Origin of the sequence: Sphingomonas sp. PP-F2F-A104-K0414 (genome assembly GCF_004340945.1) — a bacterium.
Taxonomy (GTDB): Bacteria; Pseudomonadota; Alphaproteobacteria; order Sphingomonadales; family Sphingomonadaceae; genus Sphingomonas.
In genome coordinates this window covers 91,323-111,814 of the sequence record NZ_SLYD01000010.1, presented here as the reverse complement: position 1 = coordinate 111,814, position 20,492 = coordinate 91,323, and the positions used below count along the sequence as shown (strand labels likewise).

At 65.4% G+C, this 20,492-nt stretch carries 21 protein-coding genes and 1 tRNA gene; 10 read left to right on the top strand and 12 right to left on the bottom strand.

Annotated elements, in window-relative coordinates:
- Positions 1 to 18 precede the first annotated feature (18 nt).
- From C8J46_RS19155 to C8J46_RS19150, 3 genes are all read left to right on the top strand, one after another.
- A tRNA-Met gene (locus tag C8J46_RS19155) sits at positions 19 to 95 on the top strand.
- Positions 96 to 333: 238 nt separating this feature from the next.
- A complete protein-coding gene (locus tag C8J46_RS21450; RefSeq protein WP_279388914.1) occupies positions 334 to 462 on the top strand; it encodes a hypothetical protein in 129 nt (42 codons plus the stop codon).
- Between the two features lie 60 nt (positions 463 to 522).
- Entirely contained in the window at positions 523 to 885 is a 363-nt protein-coding gene (locus tag C8J46_RS19150; RefSeq protein WP_165886663.1) for a hypothetical protein, read from the top strand.
- 218 nt (positions 886 to 1,103) lie between these two features.
- On the opposite strand, the gene C8J46_RS19140 is transcribed toward C8J46_RS19150, so the two are convergent.
- A complete protein-coding gene (locus C8J46_RS19140) occupies positions 1,104 to 1,718 on the bottom strand; it encodes a recombinase family protein (RefSeq protein ID WP_132742275.1) in 615 nt (204 codons plus the stop codon).
- A gap of 3 nt (positions 1,719 to 1,721) precedes the next feature.
- Positions 1,722 to 2,249, bottom strand: coding sequence for a hypothetical protein (locus C8J46_RS21350; protein ID WP_243643520.1), 528 nt, complete (start codon positions 2,247 to 2,249; stop codon positions 1,722 to 1,724).
- 982 nt (positions 2,250 to 3,231) lie between these two features.
- Here C8J46_RS21350 and C8J46_RS19125 point away from each other — a divergent pair.
- The 6 genes from C8J46_RS19125 to C8J46_RS19100 all read left to right on the top strand — a co-directional run bounded on the left by C8J46_RS19125 (position 3,232) and on the right by C8J46_RS19100 (position 6,536).
- Entirely contained in the window at positions 3,232 to 3,630 is a 399-nt protein-coding gene (locus C8J46_RS19125; protein ID WP_132742273.1) for a cupin domain-containing protein, read from the top strand.
- Positions 3,599 to 4,105: a cupin domain-containing protein gene (locus C8J46_RS21345; RefSeq protein WP_347812389.1), complete on the top strand. Its 507-nt coding sequence runs from the start codon at positions 3,599 to 3,601 to the stop codon at positions 4,103 to 4,105. The genes C8J46_RS19125 and C8J46_RS21345 overlap by 32 nt, the downstream gene beginning before the upstream one ends.
- A 35-nt stretch (positions 4,106 to 4,140) precedes the next feature.
- The gene (locus C8J46_RS19115) at positions 4,141 to 5,043 is read left to right on the top strand and encodes a LysR family transcriptional regulator (RefSeq protein ID WP_132742272.1); all 903 of its coding nucleotides are present in this window, start codon (positions 4,141 to 4,143) and stop codon (positions 5,041 to 5,043) included.
- A 149-nt stretch (positions 5,044 to 5,192) separates the two neighbouring features.
- Positions 5,193 to 5,513 carry a carboxymuconolactone decarboxylase family protein gene (locus C8J46_RS19110; RefSeq protein ID WP_120301630.1) on the top strand — a complete coding sequence of 107 codons (321 nt, stop codon included), beginning with the start codon at positions 5,193 to 5,195 and terminating at the stop codon, positions 5,511 to 5,513.
- Positions 5,514 to 5,516: 3 nt separating this feature from the next.
- On the top strand, positions 5,517 to 5,759 hold the full coding sequence (locus C8J46_RS19105; RefSeq protein WP_132742271.1) for a tautomerase family protein: 243 nt from the start codon (positions 5,517 to 5,519) through the stop codon (positions 5,757 to 5,759).
- Between the two features lie 12 nt (positions 5,760 to 5,771).
- Complete coding sequence (locus C8J46_RS19100; protein ID WP_132742270.1) at positions 5,772 to 6,536, top strand: carboxymuconolactone decarboxylase family protein; 765 nt, start codon at positions 5,772 to 5,774, stop codon at positions 6,534 to 6,536.
- Positions 6,537 to 6,603: 67 nt separating this feature from the next.
- Here the strand turns inward: C8J46_RS19100 and C8J46_RS19095 are convergent, their stop codons facing one another.
- The 6 genes from C8J46_RS19095 to C8J46_RS19070 form a co-directional block, all read right to left on the bottom strand.
- On the bottom strand, positions 6,604 to 7,371 hold the full coding sequence (locus C8J46_RS19095; RefSeq protein WP_132742269.1) for a glucose 1-dehydrogenase: 768 nt from the start codon (positions 7,369 to 7,371) through the stop codon (positions 6,604 to 6,606).
- 51 nt (positions 7,372 to 7,422) lie between these two features.
- A complete protein-coding gene (locus C8J46_RS19090; RefSeq protein ID WP_207894237.1) occupies positions 7,423 to 8,718 on the bottom strand; it encodes a multidrug effflux MFS transporter in 1,296 nt (431 codons plus the stop codon).
- An 86-nt stretch (positions 8,719 to 8,804) separates the two neighbouring features.
- Positions 8,805 to 9,713 (bottom strand): LysR family transcriptional regulator, encoded by a 909-nt coding sequence (locus C8J46_RS19085; protein WP_132742267.1) that lies wholly within the window; start codon positions 9,711 to 9,713, stop codon positions 8,805 to 8,807.
- Positions 9,714 to 9,761: 48 nt separating this feature from the next.
- Complete coding sequence (locus C8J46_RS19080; RefSeq protein WP_207894236.1) at positions 9,762 to 12,164, bottom strand: membrane-bound PQQ-dependent dehydrogenase, glucose/quinate/shikimate family; 2,403 nt, start codon at positions 12,162 to 12,164, stop codon at positions 9,762 to 9,764.
- A 102-nt stretch (positions 12,165 to 12,266) separates the two neighbouring features.
- Complete coding sequence (locus C8J46_RS19075; RefSeq protein ID WP_132742265.1) at positions 12,267 to 12,797, bottom strand: cyclophilin-like fold protein; 531 nt, start codon at positions 12,795 to 12,797, stop codon at positions 12,267 to 12,269.
- 2 nt (positions 12,798 to 12,799) lie between these two features.
- The gene (locus C8J46_RS19070; protein ID WP_132742264.1) at positions 12,800 to 12,988 is read right to left on the bottom strand and encodes a hypothetical protein; all 189 of its coding nucleotides are present in this window, start codon (positions 12,986 to 12,988) and stop codon (positions 12,800 to 12,802) included.
- Positions 12,989 to 13,267: 279 nt separating this feature from the next.
- On the opposite strand from C8J46_RS19070, the gene C8J46_RS19065 reads away from it, so the two are divergent.
- Entirely contained in the window at positions 13,268 to 14,467 is a 1,200-nt protein-coding gene (locus C8J46_RS19065) for an MFS transporter (protein WP_243643518.1), read from the top strand.
- A gap of 3 nt (positions 14,468 to 14,470) precedes the next feature.
- On the opposite strand, the gene C8J46_RS19060 is transcribed toward C8J46_RS19065, so the two are convergent.
- From C8J46_RS19060 to paoC (C8J46_RS19045), 4 genes are read right to left on the bottom strand one after another with little or no spacing between them, the layout of a single operon-like run.
- The gene (locus tag C8J46_RS19060) at positions 14,471 to 15,418 is read right to left on the bottom strand and encodes an SMP-30/gluconolactonase/LRE family protein (RefSeq protein ID WP_165886662.1); all 948 of its coding nucleotides are present in this window, start codon (positions 15,416 to 15,418) and stop codon (positions 14,471 to 14,473) included.
- The gene (paoC, locus tag C8J46_RS19055) at positions 15,418 to 17,628 is read right to left on the bottom strand and encodes an aldehyde oxidoreductase molybdenum-binding subunit PaoC (RefSeq protein ID WP_132742261.1); all 2,211 of its coding nucleotides are present in this window, start codon (positions 17,626 to 17,628) and stop codon (positions 15,418 to 15,420) included. Before paoC (C8J46_RS19055) ends, C8J46_RS19060 begins: the two co-directional genes overlap by 1 nt.
- Positions 17,625 to 18,233: a cysteine hydrolase gene (locus C8J46_RS19050; RefSeq protein WP_132742260.1), complete on the bottom strand. Its 609-nt coding sequence runs from the start codon at positions 18,231 to 18,233 to the stop codon at positions 17,625 to 17,627. The genes paoC (C8J46_RS19055) and C8J46_RS19050 overlap by 4 nt, the downstream gene beginning before the upstream one ends.
- A 48-nt stretch (positions 18,234 to 18,281) precedes the next feature.
- Positions 18,282 to 20,489, bottom strand: coding sequence for an aldehyde oxidoreductase molybdenum-binding subunit PaoC (gene paoC / locus C8J46_RS19045; protein WP_132742259.1), 2,208 nt, complete (start codon positions 20,487 to 20,489; stop codon positions 18,282 to 18,284).
- Between the last annotated feature and the right edge of the window lie 3 nt (positions 20,490 to 20,492).

The window sequence follows — 20,492 nt, the reverse complement described above, 5'->3', positions numbered from 1 at the left end:
CTTCGCTAACGCGAATGTCGCGGGGTGGAGCAGCCCGGTAGCTCGTCAGGCTCATAACCTGAAGGTCACAGGTTCAAATCCTGTCCCCGCAACCACCGCTATAGAACTACGATCGCCGCCCCTCGGGGCGGCGATGTCGTTTGTAGCGAAGGCCATCAAGTCGGATACCCTCGCCACCACCTCCGCCTCCGGGCCGCCCGGCTCGTCGGGAAATATCGTCACGCTCTCGATGAGTGCCGAAAGCACTGCGGCTGCTTCGGTTCGGATCAAGGCGTCGTCCAGCGACTGACGGAGCGAGGCGACCTTGCTCCGAAACTGCTCGACGAGTACCGGATGCGGCAAGAGGGTCGCGGTCGGCTTGCGATCGTGTACGGCGCCTCCGCGCGCCTCCAGTCGCACCTTCTCGGCCTCGCGTTCGGCGATCATCGCGCGCAGCGCCGGGCTGGCGAGGCCAGCCAGTAGGTTCTGGTACAGATTCTCGATCTCGGTGGGGACCTGATTCAAGCGCCTTTGCGCAGCGTCATGCTGGCCCGTGTCTTGGCGTGTCAGTTGCTGCAGTTCGCGCTCGAACTCCTCTATGAACACGCGCACAGGCTCGTCGGTCAGGAGATGCTCTTGGAGGATCGCCAGCGTCGCGGTCTCCAGTGGACGTTTGCGTACCGACACGCGGTTTCCGCACGTGCCGCGCTCCTTCTGCCCCGCGCAACGGTAATAGTCCTTGCCGCTGATCGTGTAATTGGCACCGCAGCAGCTGCAGCGGATAAGGCCCGACAGCAGATGCCGCGCGCGGGTTTGGCCGGCTGGCGAGGCTGCCTGTGGCGCACGCTTGCGGCGCTCGATCTCGGCGTGCGCCGCGTCGAACAGCGCGTCGTCAACGACGCTTAGCTCTGGCACCGCCACCTCGACCCATTCCGTACGATCGCGGAGCCGGTAGCGGCGTTCGCGCTTCTCGCTGTCCGGGTTCTTGCGCCATTGCCGGCGGCCCCAAACCAGCCGACCCGCGTAGAGCGGGTTATTGAGGATGCCGACCAGCTTGGTCGGGTCGCCGCGGATCGTCGAGGCGTTCCACTGCCCGCCACGCGGGCCGGGCACGCCTTCCTCGTTCAGGCGTGTGGCGATCTGAATGGAGGAAGCCCCGCGGCAAACCACGCGAAGATACGGCGGACCACTTTAGCCTGCGCTTCATCGATTTCGAGCAGTCCGCGCTGTACTTCGCCCTTAGCATCTAGCCGGACCATGCGCTTGTAGCCATAGGCTCGCCCTCCGGCGAACCGCCCCGCGAGTACGGCAGCCTCCATGCCGCGCAACGTCTTGTCGACCAGATGCTTGAGGAAGATCGAGCCGAGCAGGCCGGCGACCGCAAATTTGATCTCGTCGACATGGCCTTCGCTCACTGTATGTAGCTGGACCCTGTGGTAGGCGAGCTTCTTGCCCAGCCAGGCCACGTCCTCGGCATCGCGCGCCAGCCGATCGAGGGCCTCGCACACGATGATGTCGATCTCGCCCGTTTCCACTGCGCGCAGCAACTGCCGGAGCCCGGGACGGTCGCGACGGTACCCCGACAATTCCGGGTCGAGCCACGTCGCTGTCACGGTGCCGCCAAGATAGCCGACCAGCGGCGCGCAGGACGCGACCTGATCGGCGCTCGACGACGCCGACTGCATGGCGGTTGGGTGCCTGCCATAGAGTGCGATGCGGCGGTGCGTGGTCGTGAGCATGGCTTATTGTTTCACAGCTTTTGCCGCACGGGAATCCTGCATGCGCGCATGATGTTCGGCCGCTGCCTGTCGTGCCAGCAGGCGTACGAGCTCGGCTAATGCGTCTTGCGCATCGACAGGTTGTGCCAATATGATCCGGCGACGGCCATAGCGACGTTTTGGGACGGCCGTCACCGGGCGTGCACGAAATCTACATACAGTCGCCATCATTGGTCTTTCATGAAGACGGAACGTCCCCCCGCCCGAATGCGACTGCCAAAAGGCTTCAGCCACCTGCGCGCCGACCTGGGGCAGATCCTCAAGGATCATCGTACCGGGGTGCGCGGTGTTGTAGACCCGATAAGCCAGCATAAACGAGCCTGCAGGGTCGGGATAAGCCGGGTAGCCTTGTCGCGGATCGAAAACGGACACACCTGGCCGCAAGGCTCCACGCTTGACCGGATCATGGAGGAACTGGAAATCGATTGGCCGCAGGTGGCGATCGCTGGTGACAGTGGTCGTCCAGCGCTCTTGTTCGACGGTAGCCTTCAAGGCACGAAGATTTATCAGCTTGTCAGCGCCTGCGCCTCGGGCGCGAGGCTCTCGGCTGGTCGTTAGCCGAGCTCTCGCGGCACTCTGGTGCGTCCGCAGCTCAGCTTTCACGAATCGAGCGTGCGCAGGGTGGCAGGTCGGGCGTCCTCATATGGCATCCGGATGATCTCGGCGAAGCACCCGAAGACCGCCGTGTCGTCTTCGGCAATCCCATACTTGCCGATCTCGCCGCTGGCAGATTCGATTGTGGGCCTGACGAAGAAAGCTGAGGCGAGTGAAGGCGTAGGTTTCTAACGGCGCGCGGCTTACATCATCCGGCGATGCGGAACGTCTGCATTTCTGGTGGAAAGCGGACCGGCTGTTTTCGGGCGGCGATTGGGGTAAACAGACGTTCGTTCATTTGATGGGGCAGGGGGGCTAATCGGCCGTTTCCTGGTGGACGTTCCACCCGTCGCCTGGATCATAGCATAGCCGAGTAACCGCTTCGGCGAATGCAGCGACGCCGCAGGCGCCCATGCCAATAATAGTCAATGTTTTCGGCATGGTATCCCATTCGTTGAGGAACGGCGACAACGCGTGGGCGCGGCCTCGTGCCACCGCGTACGTGAAAAATCTGTCATTCTTGTTTTTCGTCAAGACCGGCAGCTCTGGAGCTGGCCTGTGATCGTTGGGTCTTCGCAAACGATATCGGATTGCGATGACCGCGCGAATAATCGACGCGGTTTCTCGATGGCGCTTCACTACTGAGCAAGGCGAGTTTCTAGTTGCTTAGTCCTCCCGACGGCCCGCTTCGCCAAAGTATTTGTGAAAGCTCGGGCAGCTGCCGACGGGGAGCCGGCGCCAAACATAACGGGCTAATTGTTAGCTGATAAGCCGATGCTGTCGTCCGAACGATTCAACGTTGCAATGAGCTAAGCTCAATGACCTCTTGGTCTGCTGGAGCGTTATAGCGGTGCCTCATTCCTCCATCATGGAGATTATCATGAAAATCACTCGAAATGGTTCGGCACCGTCGAGGAAGGGGAATGTACCTAGCAATTTCTCGGGTACTGTCCGCATCGACAACATGGCTCAGCCCAGCCCGCCCGGGCGTGCGTCCACCGCGGTCGTGACCTTTTCACCGGGAGCCCGCACGGTATGGCACACTCACCCAGCAGGCCAAACGATCATCATCACCGCCGGAAGAGGCTGGGTTCAGCGCGAGGGTGAAGCGCGTGAAGACGTCGGTCCGGGCGATACCGTGTTCTTCGATGCGGGCGAACGGCATTGGCACGGCGCTACCGCAACGACGGGAATGAGCCATATTGCGATCACAGAGACGGTCGACGGCAAGAACGTCGATTGGCTCGATGCGGTCACGGAGGACCAGTATGCGACCTAATCAATATGGTATGCTGCAATCGACGCTCGTGGCGATGACGCTGCTGGCCGTGCCGGCGGTTGGGCAAGCTCAGACGATTGTTAAATATAATGCCATCGTGGCTAAGCCAGGTCCGGCTGCCACCTTCACTGGTCGAGTAACCGTACGAAGATTGACCAGCGCCACGCCTCCTGGGCAGGCCGGAACGGCGTTAGTAACCTTCGCACCTGGAGCGCGGAGCAACTGGCATACGCATCCTGCGGGGCAGACGCTTCACGTCATGCGTGGTTGCGGGTGGACGCAGGAGTGGGGCGGACCCGTCGCTCTCATCTGTCGGGGCGACACAGTTTACGTGAAGCCGGGAGTCCGCCATTGGCATGGATCGACGACGACGACCGGAATGAGCCATCTGGCGATCAGCGAGACGCTCGATGGCAAGAACGTAAACTGGCTCGAGCCCGTCACTGATACCCAGTTCAAGGGGCCTCGACGCTGAGCAAAATCGAACGTCACGGAGAAGCTGGGACCACAATGGCCAGCAGAGCCGATCTTGCCGACTTCGCGTATGTGCTGGCGATCGCCCGACACCGGAACTTCCGACTTGCCGGGCTCGATATGGGCGTCAGCGCATCGGCTCTGAGCCACTCGCTCAAAGCGCTGGAAGGTCGTCTAGGCGTACGGTTGTTTAACCGTACGAACCGCTCAGTCACCTTGACCGCCGCTGGTGAAGAGCTGCTCGCAGCGATCGACGCCCCGTTCGCCGCGATCGGCGAGGCTGTCGAGAACCTCGCCCGGTTCCGGGACAAGCCGGCCGGGCACATCCGCCTGAACGTTGTGGCGGATGCGGCCACGCTGCTGCTCGGCCCCGTGATGCCGGTGTTTCTCGATCGCTATCCCGATATCGCGGTCGACATCGTTGCCAGCAACCGTCTGGTCGACGTGGTCGGCGAGGGGTTCGATGCCGGGATCCGCTATGGCGGCACGGTACCCGAGGACATGATCGTGCAGCGACTGTCGCCGGACCTGCGCTGGGTCGTCGCCGCGTCACCCGGCTATCTCGATCGGTTCGGCGTACCAGCGCGCCCGGAGGACCTGCTCGATCACCGCTGCCTCGGCGTCCGGCTGGGGGACGACCGCATCTATCAGTGGGAGTTCGAAGGCCCCGAAGGAGAGTTCGCAGTCGCGCTGCCCAGCCGCGTCACGGTGAACGAAACGCCGACGATGCAGGCGATGGCGATCAACGGCGCCGGCATGATGTACGGGATCGAACCCGCCTTCGCCCCCCACATCGTCCAAGGCAGCCTGCGGCTCGTGCTGGAGGATTGGTCGACGACCGGCCCCGGTTTCCATCTCTATTATTCCAGCCGGCGGCAGGTGCCGGTCCCGCTCCGGCTGTTGCTCGACCTGATCCGGGAACTACGGCCCCTCGGCTGACGATCCCGTCGTTCAATGAGCCAGCTTCATCGGGGCATGTACGCGAGGGCCGGTAATCAGGGGGATGCGGCGGCATTATCTGACTATCGACAGCGCGCCGTGTTTCGACCGCTCGCTGACTTCAATATCTGTGAAGAGGAGAAGACCACATGGCAGACGAACCGACCAACGCACGTGACACCTTCGGCGATATCGCACCGAAGCTCGCAGAAATTACCGACAAGGTCCTGTTTGGCGACGTCTGGGCGGACGACACGCTGTCGCCGCGCGACCGCAGCCTCGTCACGATCGTCAATCTGGCGGCGCTGTACCGGCACAACGAGCTTGGCTTCCATCTCAAGAAGGGGATCGAGAACGGCCTGACGCAGGACGAGATCATTGCCGCGATCACGCACACCGCCTTCTATGCGGGCTGGCCGACCGCGATGACCGCGATCCAGGCAGCGCGCGACGTCTTCAAGGACAACTGAGCCATGCCGCATGTCCTGGTAAGCGTGGTGGCGGGGCATCCCCTCGCCGCCCGACAGGCGCTCACGGCACGGATCGTCGCTGCCGTTACCGACACGCTCGATAGCGAGGTGGATGAGGTATCGGTGGCGATCCGGGAAGTTCCGGCGAACGACTGGATGGCCGCGGTCTACGAGCCGGAGATCGTGGCCCACGAAGATCTGCTGTTCAAGCGGCCAGGCTACGGCCCGCTCGCGCCACAATCGTAGAAGGATAAACGCATGTGGATCGCCGTACTCGCCCTGGTTGCCACGATGGCGCAGACGCCCGCAACTGCGCAGACAGCGCGTGCGGCACAGCCGAAGGCGCCGGAAACGATGCGGCGGGTTGCGCCGGCGCTGGCTCAGTATACCGACCGGCTGTTGTTCGGCGACGTCTGGAAACGGCCCGCGCTATCGCCGCGCGATCGCAGTCTTGTGACGATCAGCGCGCTGATCGCGACCGGCAAGACCGAACAGCTGGCGAGCCACCTGGAGCTGGGGCTCGACAACGGGCTGACGCCGGTCGAGATCGGCGGGCTGATTACCCATCTGGCCTTCTACACGGGCTGGCCGAACGCGGTGTCGGCGTGCGAGGTCGCCGATCGGGTGTTCGCCAAGCGCGGCATTGCGGCAACCGCGCGTCAGCCGGCGCTCACTGCGTTGCTGCCGGTCCCGGATAGCGATGCGGCGCGGGCGGCAACCGTGACCGGTACCGTGACGCCGATATCGCCATCGCTGGCGCAGCTGACCAACGGGCCGCTGTTTCAGGATCTCTGGCGACGGACCGACCTGCGTCCGCGCGACCGGAGTTTCGTGACGATCGTGGCATTGACCGCGAACGGCGATGCCGACCAGCTTGGCTTTCATCTCACGCACGGGATCGAGAATGGGCTGACCCGCGCCCAACTCGGCGAAGCAATGGCGCATCTCGCATTCTATGCCGGTTGGCCGAGGGCGTTCTCGGGCGTCGCCGCGCTGCGCAAGCTGGACGCGCCCGGCAGCTAGATCGCAGCAGGCGCGCGTACCGGAACGTCCATCCCGCCGTTTCGGGACGCCGGATGGACCGTCCGTGTCAGTTGGCCGTGAAGCCGCCATCCACCGGCAGTGCGACGCCGTGAACGAAGCTGGCACCGGGGCTCGCCAGCCAGAGCACGGCGGCGGCGACTTCCTCGGCACGGCCGAGGCGACCGATCACCTGGAGACGGAAGATTTCTTCCATTGCTTCCGGCTGGGTGGTCTTCATGTTCGCCACCATCGGCGTGTCGATTGCACTGGGGCAGACGCAGTTGATCCGCACGTCGCGAGCGGCATAGCGCAGCGCGGCGCTCTTGGTCAGGCCGACGATGCCGAACTTGGTGGCGTTGTATGCCGCCAGATCGGCCTGCGCGACGAGACCGCCGGCCGACGCGTTGTTGACGATCGCACCGTGCCCTTGCGTCCGCATCTGTCGCAGCTCGTGCTTCATGCACGCCCAGGTGCCGCGCAGATTGATCGCCGCAACCTGATCGAAATCGTCCGCCGACTGATCGGCGAGGTCGACCGCGGGCGCCTGGATGCCTGCGTTGTTGAAGGCCATGTCGAGCCTGCCATAGGTTTCGACCGTGCGCGCGATCGCCGCCGCGACCTGATCCTCGTCCGTCACGTCGCAGGCAAAACCGATCGCACGACCGCCTGCCGCGACGATGCCGGCGGCCGCAGCCTCGGCGGTGTCGGCGCGGACGTCGATCAATACGACCGCCGCGCCGGCCGCGGCGAAAGCCTCGGCGGTGGCGCGGCCCATGCCCTGGCCTGCACCGGTGACGAACGCGACCTGTTCGGTAAAATCATAACGGGGGTTCATGCTGTCTCTCCTGATGTCCAGGCACGAGATGGGCAGCGACCCCGTCCCCGATTAGACCGGTGTCGCTTGATGCGGCAGTGAAGCCACCTCAATGATGTCGCCTGAACCGCGCGGTTGCCGGATCGTGCGCAGCGTGACGATGAAGCTCGCGGTGCCCAGCACCGCGATCACGAGACCCATCGGCCGAGGCGTGCCGTCGGCGAACCAGCCGACCAGCGCCGAACCGAAGATGCCGCTGCCGAACTGGATCGCGCCGACGAACGCCGATATCGCCCCCGAGCGGTCCGGATTGACGGCGAGCGCGCCGGCCATCGCGTTGGCGACGAATAGGCCGTTTGCGGACAGGAAGAAGAACAGCGGCAGGACCAGGCCCCACAGACCGCCGATCCCGGTCGTCGTCGCAACGCCCGCCCAGACTCCTGACACACCGACCAGCGTCGCACCCCAGCGCAGCATGTAATCGCTCCCCATCCGGACGACAAAGCGCGTGTTGAGGAGGTTGAGCAGCATCTGGCCGATGATGCCGAGGCCGAACAGCAGACCATAGGCCTGCGGTGCCACGTGATAATAGCTGATATACGCGGTCGGCGTGCCGGCGAGATAGGCGTAGATGCCGCCGTAATAGCAACCGCTGGCGATCGCATAGCCCATGATCGTGCGGCTTTTCGCCATCAGCCAGTAATTGCCGAGCACCGCGCTTAGGCCGATCGTCGAGCGTCGTTCGCGCGGCAGGCTTTCCGGCAGCCGCAGCACGGCCGCGAAGATCGCGATGCCGAGCACAACCAACAGCCAGAAGATCAGCCGCCACGATCCGATCAGCAGCACTTGACCGCCGATCAGCGGGCCGAGCAACGGGGCGACGCCCATGACCAGCATCAAGGTGGACAGCAATTGCGCGGCCCGGTCGCGCCCATACAGGTCGCGTGCCATCGCGCGGGCGAGGACGGGACCGGCACAGGCGCCGGCCGCCTGCACGATCCGCCACACGATCAGTTGCCCGACGCTGCCCGCGAGCGCGCACCCGGCCGAGCCGATCATGAACAGGACGAGCCCGAACAGGATGGGCGCGCGGCGTCCGTAGCGATCGCCGATAGGTCCCCAGAAGAGCTGTCCCAGGCTGAAGCCGATCAGAAAGCTCGACAACGTCAGTTCGACGCTCCCCTGGCTGCCGCCAAGCGACTGGCCCAACGTGGGCATGGCAGGCAGATACAGATCCGTGGAGATCGATGCGAATGCCATCAGCGCACTGAGGATAGCGACGGTTTTTGCAAACGAGGGCGGCGTCGCGCGGTCTGGCGTTGCCCGTTCTGGCGTTGCTCCGTCGCTGGACGGTGATGTTGAGGCCATCATCTTATTTAGGGGCGGGCTCACCTCATGCGACGGGCGTCATGCTCATTGCTGCGTGAAACAGCCCTCACCGTCGGGGGAAGGTGCTAAAGCCCCAGCGGACGCATCTCCCGGATGAGTTCGATCAACAGCCTGAGACCGGTCGGCACCTGGCGACGGCTCGAATAATAGACGTGGTAGCCGGGGCCCATCGTCGCCCAGTCCTCGAGCACCAGCCGCAACTCTCCCCGCGCGAGATGGGGGGCGAAGGAAGCCTCCATCCCGTACATGAGGCCGGTCCCTGCAAGTGCCATGGCGAGCATGGCCCGCCCGCCGTTGACGAGGATCTTGCTCGGTACGGGGACGGAGAACTCGCCCTCGGGACCTTCGAACTCCCACCGATAGATATGCGCGTTGCCGAGACGAATCCCGAGGCAGTGATGCTGTTCCAGATCGGACGGATGCTGCGGAACGCCGAATTTATCGAGATAGGCGGGAGACGCGACGACTACCCAGCGAAGCTCGCCCGACAGCCGCTGCGCCACCATGTCCTCGGGTACCGTTCCGCCGTATCGGATTCCGGCGTCGAAACCGTCGTCGATCACGTCGGTCATCTGATCCAGCGCGGCGATGTCGATCTCGATATCGGGATACCGCTCGATGAAAACCGGCATGATCGGCGCCAGCAGTAGCGGTGCGGCTTCGGCGGCGACGTTGAGACGAACCCGCCCGGTCGGCGCATCGCGATAGCGATTGAGGCCCTCGACCGCCTGATCGATCGTGCCGAACGGTTCGGCTACCTTGTCGCGCAACTCCTCGCCGGCCGCAGTCAGCGTGACGCTGCGGTTGGTGCGGTGCAGCAGGCGGACGCCGAGCCGGGCCTCAAGCCCCTTCAGCGCGTGACTGAGTGCGGACGCGCTGACCCCCAGTTCGAGCCCGGCAAGCCTGAAGCTTCGATGCCGGGAGATTGCGAGGAAATAGGTGAGGTCGGCAAGATCGGATCGACTGGTCGGCATGGGGTATCTTGCGCTCTGTAGCGTCGCCTCGCAAGCAAACTGGGGAGATCAACGCGGCGGGAGCGCAAAGGCGACGATCTTGTTCGCAAGCTTCGTCTTGAGCGACTTGTTGCCACCGGCGGCGATCACCACGAACTGACGCCCGCTCCTGGGGCTCGTGTACGTCATCGGCGACGCATTGGCCCCGCCAGGCAGGCGCGCCTGCCACAGCTCGCGGCCGGTCCGCACATCGAGTGCGCGCAGTGTGTTCTCCGCGGCCGCGCCGACGAACACCAGCCCGCCGCGGGTCGTGACCGATCCGCCGGTGAGCGGCGTGCCGATCGTGATCGGCAGCATCGACGGGATGCCGAGCGGTCCGGTATCACGCGCAGAGCCGAGCGGCTTCGACCAGATAAGCTTGCCACTCGTCAGGTCTACCGCACCGATGAATCCCCAGGGCGGCGTCGTGCACGGGACGCCCAGCGGCGACAGGAATGGCGTGCCATAGGCCCCATAGGGCGTGTTCAGCATCGGCCGCTGCGCATCGCCGCCGGGGGTCTTGCCGTCGTTGAGCTTTAACTTGCGGCGTTCGGCCTCGGCGCGGGTCACGACCTCGACCCGGTCGGCGGTCCGCATCCATGTCACCACCATGATCCCGTGATCGACGTCGATCGATACGCCGCCCCAGTTGACGCCGCCGGCCGATCCGGGATCGAACAGCGTCGGCTTGTCGAGCGCGGACGGCGTCATGTGACCGGCATAGCGCGAGCGGCGGAACTGGATCCGGCACAGCATCTGGTCGATCGGCGTCGTGCCCCACATGTCCTTTTCGCGGAACGCACCGCCTCGGAAGGCGGGAAGGCCGGGCGAGAAGGGCTGCGTCGCGGACAGACGGTCGCCCGGCGTGACGCTGTCCTGTGGCACCGGCCGTTCCACGACCGGCAGGATCGGACGCCCGGTTCGACGGTCGAGCACGAACACCTCGCCGCGCTTGGTCGCCTGGATCAGCGCCGGCCGGGTGCCGCCTGCCACCGGCAGGTTCACCAGCGTCGGCTGGGCAGGAACGTCATAGTCCCAGATGTCGTGATGCGTCGTCTGGAAACGCCAGCGCAGTCGCCCGGTTTCCGCGTCCAGCGCCACGACCGCATCGCCCAGCGCATCGTCGAACGGCCGACGCTGGCCGCCGTAATTGTCGGGAGTCGATCCGCCCATCGGCACGTAGACCAGGCCTAGCGCCTCGTCCGCGCTGATCGGTGCCCAGCTGTTGGGCGACGACGGCGTGTAGGTCTGGCCGGCGGGCGGAGCGCCGATGCGGTTCGGGTGCCCGGGATCGAACGCCCAGGCGAGTTGGCCGGTGACCGCGTCGTAGGCGCGGATCACGCCCGACGGGCCATGCCAGAACTGGTTGTCCGGAATGCCGCCCCCGACGACCACTTTGCCACGGATGATCTGCGGCGCGGAGCTGACGTAATATTGCCCCTTGGGATAGCGGCTGATGTTGGCGTTCAGGTCGATCGCGCCGGCCGTGCCGAACCCGGGGCAGATGCGGCCGGTGCGCGCATCGACCGCGACGAGCGTCGGCACCTGGCTCGCGCCGTAGATCCGTTCCGCGCACAGTCCGGTCGCGCCGGGCACGCGGTAATAGGATACGCCGCGGCAGGGCTTGCCGGCGGACGGGATGCCGGGCGCCATGTCGTGGACCCAACGCGTGCGGCCGTCCTCCGCGTCATAGGCGAGGATCCGGTTGTTGCCGCTGCACGCGTACAGAGTGTCGCCGATCATGATCGGTACGGTTTCCAGACCGTTCTTCGGTCCCGGACCGACCGGCCCCGCATCGACGGTCCAGGCGACCTTCAGATCACGCACGTTGGCCGCGTTGATCTGTGCCAGCGGGCTGAAACGGGTACCGCCCTGATCGTTGCCGAACGCGGTCCAGTCACCGCGACCGATGCTCGCGAGCGGGCTGGCGAGCAGTCCGGGCGCAGACGGCTGGACGCCACGACGCAGCCATCCCGGCTGGGGATCGTCCGGTCCCATCGCATGCAGTGCGAGACCCGCGACGATCGCGAGTGCAATGCCCGCTCCGGCGATCGACAGGGTACGACGTGCGCTGCGGTGACCTGTCCGCGATCCGCGAACGGGCGGTAGGAACAGGAGCAGTCCGAGAGCCAGCGGCGCGAGCAATCGGGGCACGAGCTGCCAGCCATCGATGCCGACTTCCCACAGGCTCCAGGCCAACGTCCCGGCGATGAGCACGCCGTATACGATGCGCGCGCGACGATCGCATCGGAACGCCAGCCACCCGGTTGCCAGCAATGCCAATCCGGCGATCGGGTAATAGAGCGAGCCATGATCGGCGACGAGGATGATGCCACCGACGAGCAAAGCCAGTCCGGCAATGCCAAAGGCCGCCGTTACCCCGTATCGTATCGATCGGGCGATCAGGCCCTGCTTGCGCTCCGTCGTCGCCATCGTGCTGAAACTCCCCCCGCCCATCGCAGACGTAAGACCTCAACGTCTTGATTAAGCGCGATATGCATTACCTGGGTGCAACGAAGAGGTGAGGAACGTTCATCACTCGGGCGGGCGGCTTGTCGGTGGCGCGGCGTTGCGCCGTCGGATCGTGACCTTCACGGCGCCCGGAGTGGCGAGGTCGGCATAATGCTCGTCGATCCGACCGAGGATCACCAGGCCCGGCGAGTGCGGGCCATCCTTGTGATACAACGCGATGTTGCCCCAGGGTGCGTAATAGCCGATTTCTCCGGCACGCGGCGTGACCGCGGCCGGCGCGCCGTCACGGGTCAGCGGGCGGGGCAGGGTGGCGATTTTTTCCGTCGCCGCATAATCGGTCAGCGTCAGGTCGAGCGGGAGCTGCGCGAGGAAATCGCGGGCGGAGGGGTTGTCCGCGATCTGCGCGGTCCACTTGCGGGTCCCGGCCTCAATCTCGATCGTCGTCATTGTTCGTACCTCGCTCGCGCTGGTCTTGCTGGAGTCCACCGTGTTGGTCGCCGTCGCGGTCGTAGTCGCTGTCGCGGCAGGTTGGCCGCATGCCGCCAGCATTGCCAACAGACAAAGGAAAGGCCGTCCGGCCACGATAGTGCGCATCGTCATCCTCCTGTTACGCTCATGTGGCACGGTGTTGCTGGAGCATCGCCTGCGCTGATCCGGAAGCCATGGTGGCGCGACTTGTTCGACAGCGCATCGGCGATGGCCGCATCGAGCACGGGCATACCCCCGTCACGCAGCGCTGCCTTGAGATCGTGGACATCGTCATGGCCGATCCGCGTAGATTCCATCGTGTTCGTTCGGGCCATAGTCAGCCAGTTGCCGACTGTGTCGCATGATGCGTCATGATCGTTTCCTCCCCCGGCCTCTGCCGATCGTTGAGATAATCGCCGATCCGACCGTGGACAACGCGGCTGCGCGTTGATGATGCGATGAGCGGCGTTCACCTTGTGCTCCGCTCATCTAGGCGTTGAGCAACCGCCATGACACGATCGTGCGACCGGTTCGTACTATTGTTGTCCCCCATTCCCGCACGTCGATCGCCCGGCGGTCGCAACGAAGGTATTTCCTTGCATAGCGAACCCCCTGCGCAGTCCGAGCGCGATACGCTCCCCGTCGGCGCGCTCATCCTACTGGCCCTGACCGGGTTTACCGCGATCGTGACCGAAACGCTGCCGGCTGGCCTCCTGCCGCAGGTTGCTGATGACCTGTCCATTTCGCGTGCACTCGCAGGTCAGATGGTGACGGTATACGCCGTGGGGTCGGTGGTGGCAGCCATCCCGCTGGTCAGTTTCACGCAGAGCTATGCGCGCAAACCGCTGTTGCTTGCGGCGATCCTCGGCCTGCTGGTGTTCGATGTCGTGACAGCCTTGTCACACAGCTTTGCGGTGACCCTCGTCGCGCGGTTTGCGGCGGGCGTTGCCGCCGGGCTCGGCTGGGGCATTCTCGGGGGCTATGCCCGTCGGCTCGTCGTCGATCGGTTGAAGGGCCAGGCGCTCGCGCTGGCGATGATCGGCACGCCGCTCGCGCTGTCGGTCGGCGTGCCGCTGGGCACGTTCGCGGGTGGGGCGATCGGCTGGCGAACCGCGTTCCTCGTGCTGGCTGCGCTGGCATTGTGCCTCGCTGGCGCGGTCGCGTGGAAGATGCCGGACAGCGCCGGACAGCCGCCCGAGCGCAAGCTGTCGAACCTTGCCGTGCTGCGGATGCCGGGCGTCGCGATGATCCTCGCCACCGCGTTTGGGTGGGTGACGGCGCATTACATCCTTTACACCTATCTCGCGCCCTACGCGGAATGGGCAGGCGACGGTGACCGGGTCAGCCTGTTGCTGCTGGTGTTCGGCTGTGCGGCGCTGGCGGGGATCTGGATCGCCGGTGCCGCAGTGGACCGCCATCTGCGCCTTCACGTCCTGGCCAGCCTGGCGGTATTCGCGGGTGCGACAATGGTGCTCGGCTTTCTGCCACACAGCAATGGGGTGATCCTGGTCGGTGTCGTGCTCTGGGGCCTGACCTTTGGGGGTGCTGCCACCTCGATTCAGACGGCAGCGTCCGACGCCGCGGGCGACGGGGTCGATATCGTCGGCGCAATGCTGACCACGATCTGGAACGTGAGCATCGCGTGCGGCGGCGCGATCGGTGCGCTGATCTATCGCAGCGCCGGCATTCAGGCGTTCTTCCCGGCGATGCTGGTCCTGCTGGGCATCGCCTTCGTGGTCGCCTACGCCTCGTCGGGCAACGGGTTCAAGGCGGGTGCTCGCACCGAACGTCGATAAGGTTTAGCGCTCGATCGTGCGGGCGTGGAAGACGGTTGCGTTGCCGCCTCGTGTGCCGTCGCTCGTCACGATCGTCATCTCACGCGTGCCGGGCCGGATCGCCATGCTCGTCAGGTTCAGGTTCCGCCCGGCATCGCGGCCGGGCAGCAGGATCTGGCCAATCGGAAGCCCCGAGGGAGAGAATACCAGGATGCGACCCTGACCGTACATCGCCACGTAAAGCTGACCGGACGCATCGACGCGCATCGAATCCGGCGCCGGTCCGGTGAAATGATAGGCGGTCGTCGCGCCGAAGGGGGCCGGCGTCGTCGCATCTTTTAGCGTGATACGGTACAGGCGACCCAGCGCAAATTCGCCGACCCACAACTGCTTCCCGTCGGGGCTGAGCGCGATGCCGTTGGCGACGGCCAGGTTGCGGACTACCGGTTTCGGCGGCGCGCCGCCCGGGCCGACATACCAGACGCCGCCGGTCGCCTCGCCGATCGATCCGCGGGCGTCGCTGAAATAGAAGCCGCCCTTCGCATCGAAGGTGACGTCATTTGGCGCGAACCCGGCGCTTTCCGGCACGATCGTGCGCTGTTGCGTACCATCGAGCTGTACCGAGATCACGGCGCCGCCGCCCTTCGCATTGGCGGCGGCGATGTAGAGCCGGCCATCAGGTCCGAGGGCCATCCCGCCGGGGTTGAGCCCCTTAAGCCGGAATGCCTCCGCGATACGACCATGAGCGTCCAGCCGCAGGACGCGGCTTCCCTGCACGTCCGAGAACAGGAGGTCGCCGCCCGGCGGGAAGACCGGGCCCTCGAGGTCTTTCGTCGCGCCGGGAACCAGAACCGGGCGATCCGCGACGATTGCCGGAAGGTCGCGCTCGCCTGGCGGGAGGGGTACCACGCTGGCGGGCGCGCTGGTCACCGCAGCCGCCACTGCCGCAACGCAGTGCTGGAGCACAGGCATCATGCGAGTTCAGGCAGGCCCGCAAGGTGCTTCTCGAGCGTCAACGGATACTCGCGCACCCGCACGCCGGTCGCGTTGTAGACCGCGTTGGCGATTGCCGGTGCGACGCCGACCAAGCCCAGTTCGCCTACCCCCTTTGCCTTCAGTGGCGACATGGTCGCATCGACCTCGTTAATGAAATGCGCTTCGAGATGCGGCACGTCGGCGTGAACCGGCACTTCGTAACCGGCGAGATCGTGATTGACGAAGAAGCCGAACCGGGTGTCGACCGCCATCTCCTCCATCAGTGCGGCGCCGATGCCCATCGTCATCCCACCGATCACCTGGCTGCGCGCGGTGATCGGATTGAGGATGCGTCCCGCGGCGCAGATCGCCAGCATACGGCGCACGCGGACCGCGCCGGTATAGGCGTCCACCGCGACCTCTGCAAAATGCGCGCCGACGGTCTGTTGCGCATACTCCTTGCTGAGGTTGCCATATTCCATGAAATCCTCGGCGACGATCTCGCCGTCCTTGGCTGCATCGGAAAGCGGGACCGAACGGCCCGCCGAACTGACGCGTCCGTCCGCGAACGTCACATCGGTCGTGTTGAATCCCATCCGCTGCGCAACGAGGTCGCGCAGCTTCGCGCATGCGGCGTAGACGCCGGCGGTGGCCGACGCTGCTCCGGCCTGACCGCCCGAGCCGGGTGTCTCGGGAAAGGTCGAGTCCCCGAGCTTCGCGGTCACGCGGTCTAAGGGAACGCCCATCATCTCGGCGGCGGTCTGCGCGACGATCGTGTAGCTGCCCTGGCCGATGTCGGTCATGTCGGTCTCGACCGTGACGTGCCCGTCCTTGCCCAGCCGTACGCGAGCGCCGGCCTTCATGATCGGTGCGCCGCGGATCGCGCTGGCGACACCCATGCCGATCAGCCACTTGCCTTCACGCCGGCTGCCGGGTTTTGCGACCCGCGCGTTCCAGCCGAACCGGTCCGCGCCCTCTCGCAAGCACTGTACGAACGGCCGGGTGGAAAAACGGCGTTCGGGTTTTGCGGGGTCAATTTGCGTGTCGTTTGCGATACGCAGTGCGACCGGATCCATGCCGAGCTTTTCGGCAAGCTCGTCCATCGCGACTTCCAGCGCCATCATCCCCGGCGCCTCGCCCGGCGCGCGCATGGCGTTGCCCTCGGCGAGATCGAGAGGGGCGAGATAGCGTCGCAACAGGCGGTTCTTTCCCGCGTACATCAGCTGCGTCGGAAGGGTGGTAGGCTCGGTGCGGCCACCGGCCAGGTTGCCCGACCAGCTATCGTGACCGATGGCAACGAGACGGCCGTCCTTGCCGGCGCCCAATCGAATGCGCTGGATCGTCTTGGGCCGGTGAATGGTATTGTTGAACATCAACGGGCGCTGCAACACGACCTTGACCGGACGACCAGATACGCGCGAGGCGATGGCCGCGAGTGCAAGATCGCTCTGCGTCGTGCCCTTGCCGCCAAAACCGCCGCCGATGAAGGGCGAGTGCAGGCGGATGTTTTCCTTCGGCGTGCCGATGATGAGGCCCAAGTCTCGACAGCCCCAGTTCATCGCCTGGATCGACGTCCAGCACGTCAGCTTGTCGCCATCCCAGCGCGCGATGGATGCGTGGGGCTCCATCATCGCATGCGCCTGATCGGGAACGGTGTAGGTCTCGTCGACCTTGACCGGGGCACCGGCGAACGCGGTCGCAAAGGCGCCGACCGACTGCTCGCTTGGGCCTCCGAACGCTTCCTTCGGTGCGATCGGGGACGATGGCTTCTGCGCGGCCAGGTCAAAGCGACCCTTACCGCGAGCATAGGTCACGCGGATCAGTGCCGCCGCGGCGCGCGCCTGTTCGAACGTATCGGCGACGACGACTGCCACCGCCTGATGATAATGATCGACCAATGGCCCGGCCAGAATACGCTGCGTGTAGAACTCGCCCTTGCCGATCGGACCGGAGTTTTCATACGTGACGATCGCATGGACCCCAGGCGCGGCGCGTGCCGCCGCGGTATCAATGCGTTCGATACGTCCCTTGCCGATCGCTGCGCCGAGGATGTAGCCATGCGCCGCATCCGGCGCGAAGTCGTGATGCTCGGCCGCGTAACGCGCCGTGCCGGTCGTCTTCAGGGGACCCTCGACGCGCGTGTGCGCGCGACCGACCACGGTCAGGCGGTCGATCGGCGTCGTGTTCGCAGGCGTGTCGAACTTCATGCGGGTGTCTCCAGATCGGCCAGGAACTGGTCGTGCGTCATCGGCTTGGAGAACATGGGAAAGTTCTTCGTGACCGCCGCCTCCTGTTCCTCGGGGCTCAAGGTTGCCGTGCAGTCGGTCAGCGTGACGACGCGGAAGCCGCGTTCGTATGCCGAGCGCATGGTCGACTCGATGCAGCAATTGGTGAGGAAGCCGGCGATCGCCAGATCGGTGATGCCGCGCTGGCGCAGGATGAAATCGATATTGGTGCTCGCGAAGCAGTCGAGGCCGCGTTTGCCCTCGATCACGATGTCGCCGTCGACCGGCGCCATCGCATCGGCGATCGCCGCGCCCCAGCTGCCCTTGCGAAAGGCCTGCGCCTTCTTGATGCCGGCCAGAATGCCGTAGGGATCGGACGGCATCTCGGGATAGCCGTCCGCAAAGCCGATCGGCGCGTGCATTACGGTCACGCCCTGCGCACGCGCCTGTTCCACGACCGACCGGCTGTGCGCGAGCATGTCGGTGTCGGCCATTACCGCCTTCACCGCATCATGCTGCGCACCGCCTTCGCTCACGAAGTCGTTCTGGTACTCGATCAGCAGCAGGGCGGTCTTCTCGGGTATCATCGTCTTGTCTCCCATTCGTTGCAACCGCCGCGGATCGACCGGCGTGGCTCACGCCACCGTCGGCAACCGGTCGAGATGCTTGTCGAGGGTCAGTGGATAGTCGCGCAGGCGGACGCCGGTCGCGTTGTACATCGCGTTGGCGACCGCCGCGCCGACGCCGCACAGGCCGAGCTCGCCGATGCCCTTGGCCTTCATCGGATTGGCCTTGTCGTCGGCCTCATCGAGGAAGATCACCTCCTGGTGCGGGATGTCGGCATGGACCGGCACCTCGTAGCTGGCGAGGTCGTGGTTGACGAAGAAGCCGAAGCGCTTGTCGACCGCCAGTTCCTCCATGAGTGCGCTGCCGACGCCCATCGTCATCGCACCGATCACCTGGCTGCGTGCCGATGTCGGATTGATGATCCGTCCGGCCGCGCAAACCGCGAGCATCCGGCGCAAGCGGGTGGCACCGGTGTAGGTGTCGACGCCGACCTCGACGAAGTGCGCACCGAAGGTCGAGATCTGCCAGCTCTTGTCGAGAGTGCCGTATTCGATCTTGTCCTCGGCTACGAGTTCGCCGGCCGACGCCGCCTGGCGAAGGTCCGCCGAACGGTTGCCGCTCGTGACCTTGCCACTGTCGAACACGACGTCAGCCGAATTATAACCGAGACGCTGCGCCACCGCCTCGCGCAACTTCACGCACGCGGCATAGACGCCCGCGGTAGAGTTGGCGGCGCCGAACTGGCCGCCCGACCCGGCCGAGACCGGGAACGCGGAACTGCCGAGTCTCACGACGACCGTGTCGAGCGGCACGCCCATCATCTCCGCCGCGGTCTGCGCGATGATGGTGTAGCTACCGGTGCCGATGTCGGTCATGTCGGTCTCGACCGTGACGATGCCGTCCTTGCCGAGCCGGACGCGCGCGCCCGACGTCATGTTCATGTGGTTGCGAAACGCGGACGCCACGCCCATCCCAACCAGCCAGCGACCGTCGCGGACCTGGCCGGGCTGCGCGTTGCGGCGCGACCAGCCGAACTGCTGCGCACCTTCGGTCAGGCAGCGCACCAGCTGGCGCTGCGAGAAGCGGCGCTTGGGGTCCTTCGGATCGACCTGCGTGTCGTTCTTCACGCGGAAGGCGATCGGATCCATGCGGAGCTTTTCCGCCATCTCGTCCATCGCGACCTCGAGCGCCATCAGGCCCGGGGCTTCACCCGGCGCGCGCATCGCGTTGCCCTCGGGCAGATCGAGCACGGCCAGCCGCATCGACGTCAGGCGGTTCGCGCCGGCGTACAACAGGTTAGTCTGCAGGACGGCGGCCTCCGGGCTGCCGTTAGGCTGGTCGCCCGAGCCGCTCTCGTGCGCAATCGCGGTGATCGTGCCGTCCTTGGTCGCACCGATGCGGATGCGCTGGCGCGTGGCGGGACGGTGCGTCGTGTTGTTGGCCATAAACGGGCGACTCATCGCGAGCTTGACCGGGCGCCCCGCCGCCTTCGCGCCGAGCGCCGCCAGGACCGCATCGCTGCGGAGAAACAGCTTCCCGCCAAAGCCGCCACCGACATAAGGCGACAGAAAGGTAACCTTCTCCTTCGGCATGTTTAGCGTGGTGGCGAGATCGGTACGTCCCCAGTCGATCATCTGGTTCGACGTCCACACCGTCAGTGCATCGCCGTTCCAGGCGGCGATCGAGGCGAACGGCTCCATCATCGCGTGGCTGTGATCGGGCGTCGTGTATTCGGCGTCCAGCTTGACCGGCGCGGATGCGAAGGCCGTCTCGAACTTGCCGACCCGGTCCTCGCCCTTACCGGGCTTTTCCGCATCGGTCAGTGGGGCCGTCTTCAACGCAGCGTCGAGATCGAACCGGCCCTTGCCCCGCGCGTAATCGACACGAACCAGACCCGCGGCTGCGCGCGCCTGCTCGAACGTTTCGGCGACGACGACAGCGACGGCCTGGTGGTAATGATCGACGTCGGGTCCGGCGAGCAGCTTGACGGTGTTGAACTTGCCCTTGCCGAGCTTGCCCACGTCGGCAGCGGTGACGATCGCGATGACGCCGGGCGCGGCCTTGGCTGCGGCCGTGTCGACCGCGTTGATGCGTCCCTTGGCAACGGCCGCGCCGACGACATAGCCATACGCGGCGTTCTCGATCTCGCGGTGACGTTCATAGGCGTAGGGCGCCAGCCCGGTGGTCTTGAGCGGGCCGTCGATGCGGGTCTGCGCACGCCCGACGACCTTCATGCGGTCGATCGGGTTGGTAGTGGCGGGTGTCTCGAACTTCATGGG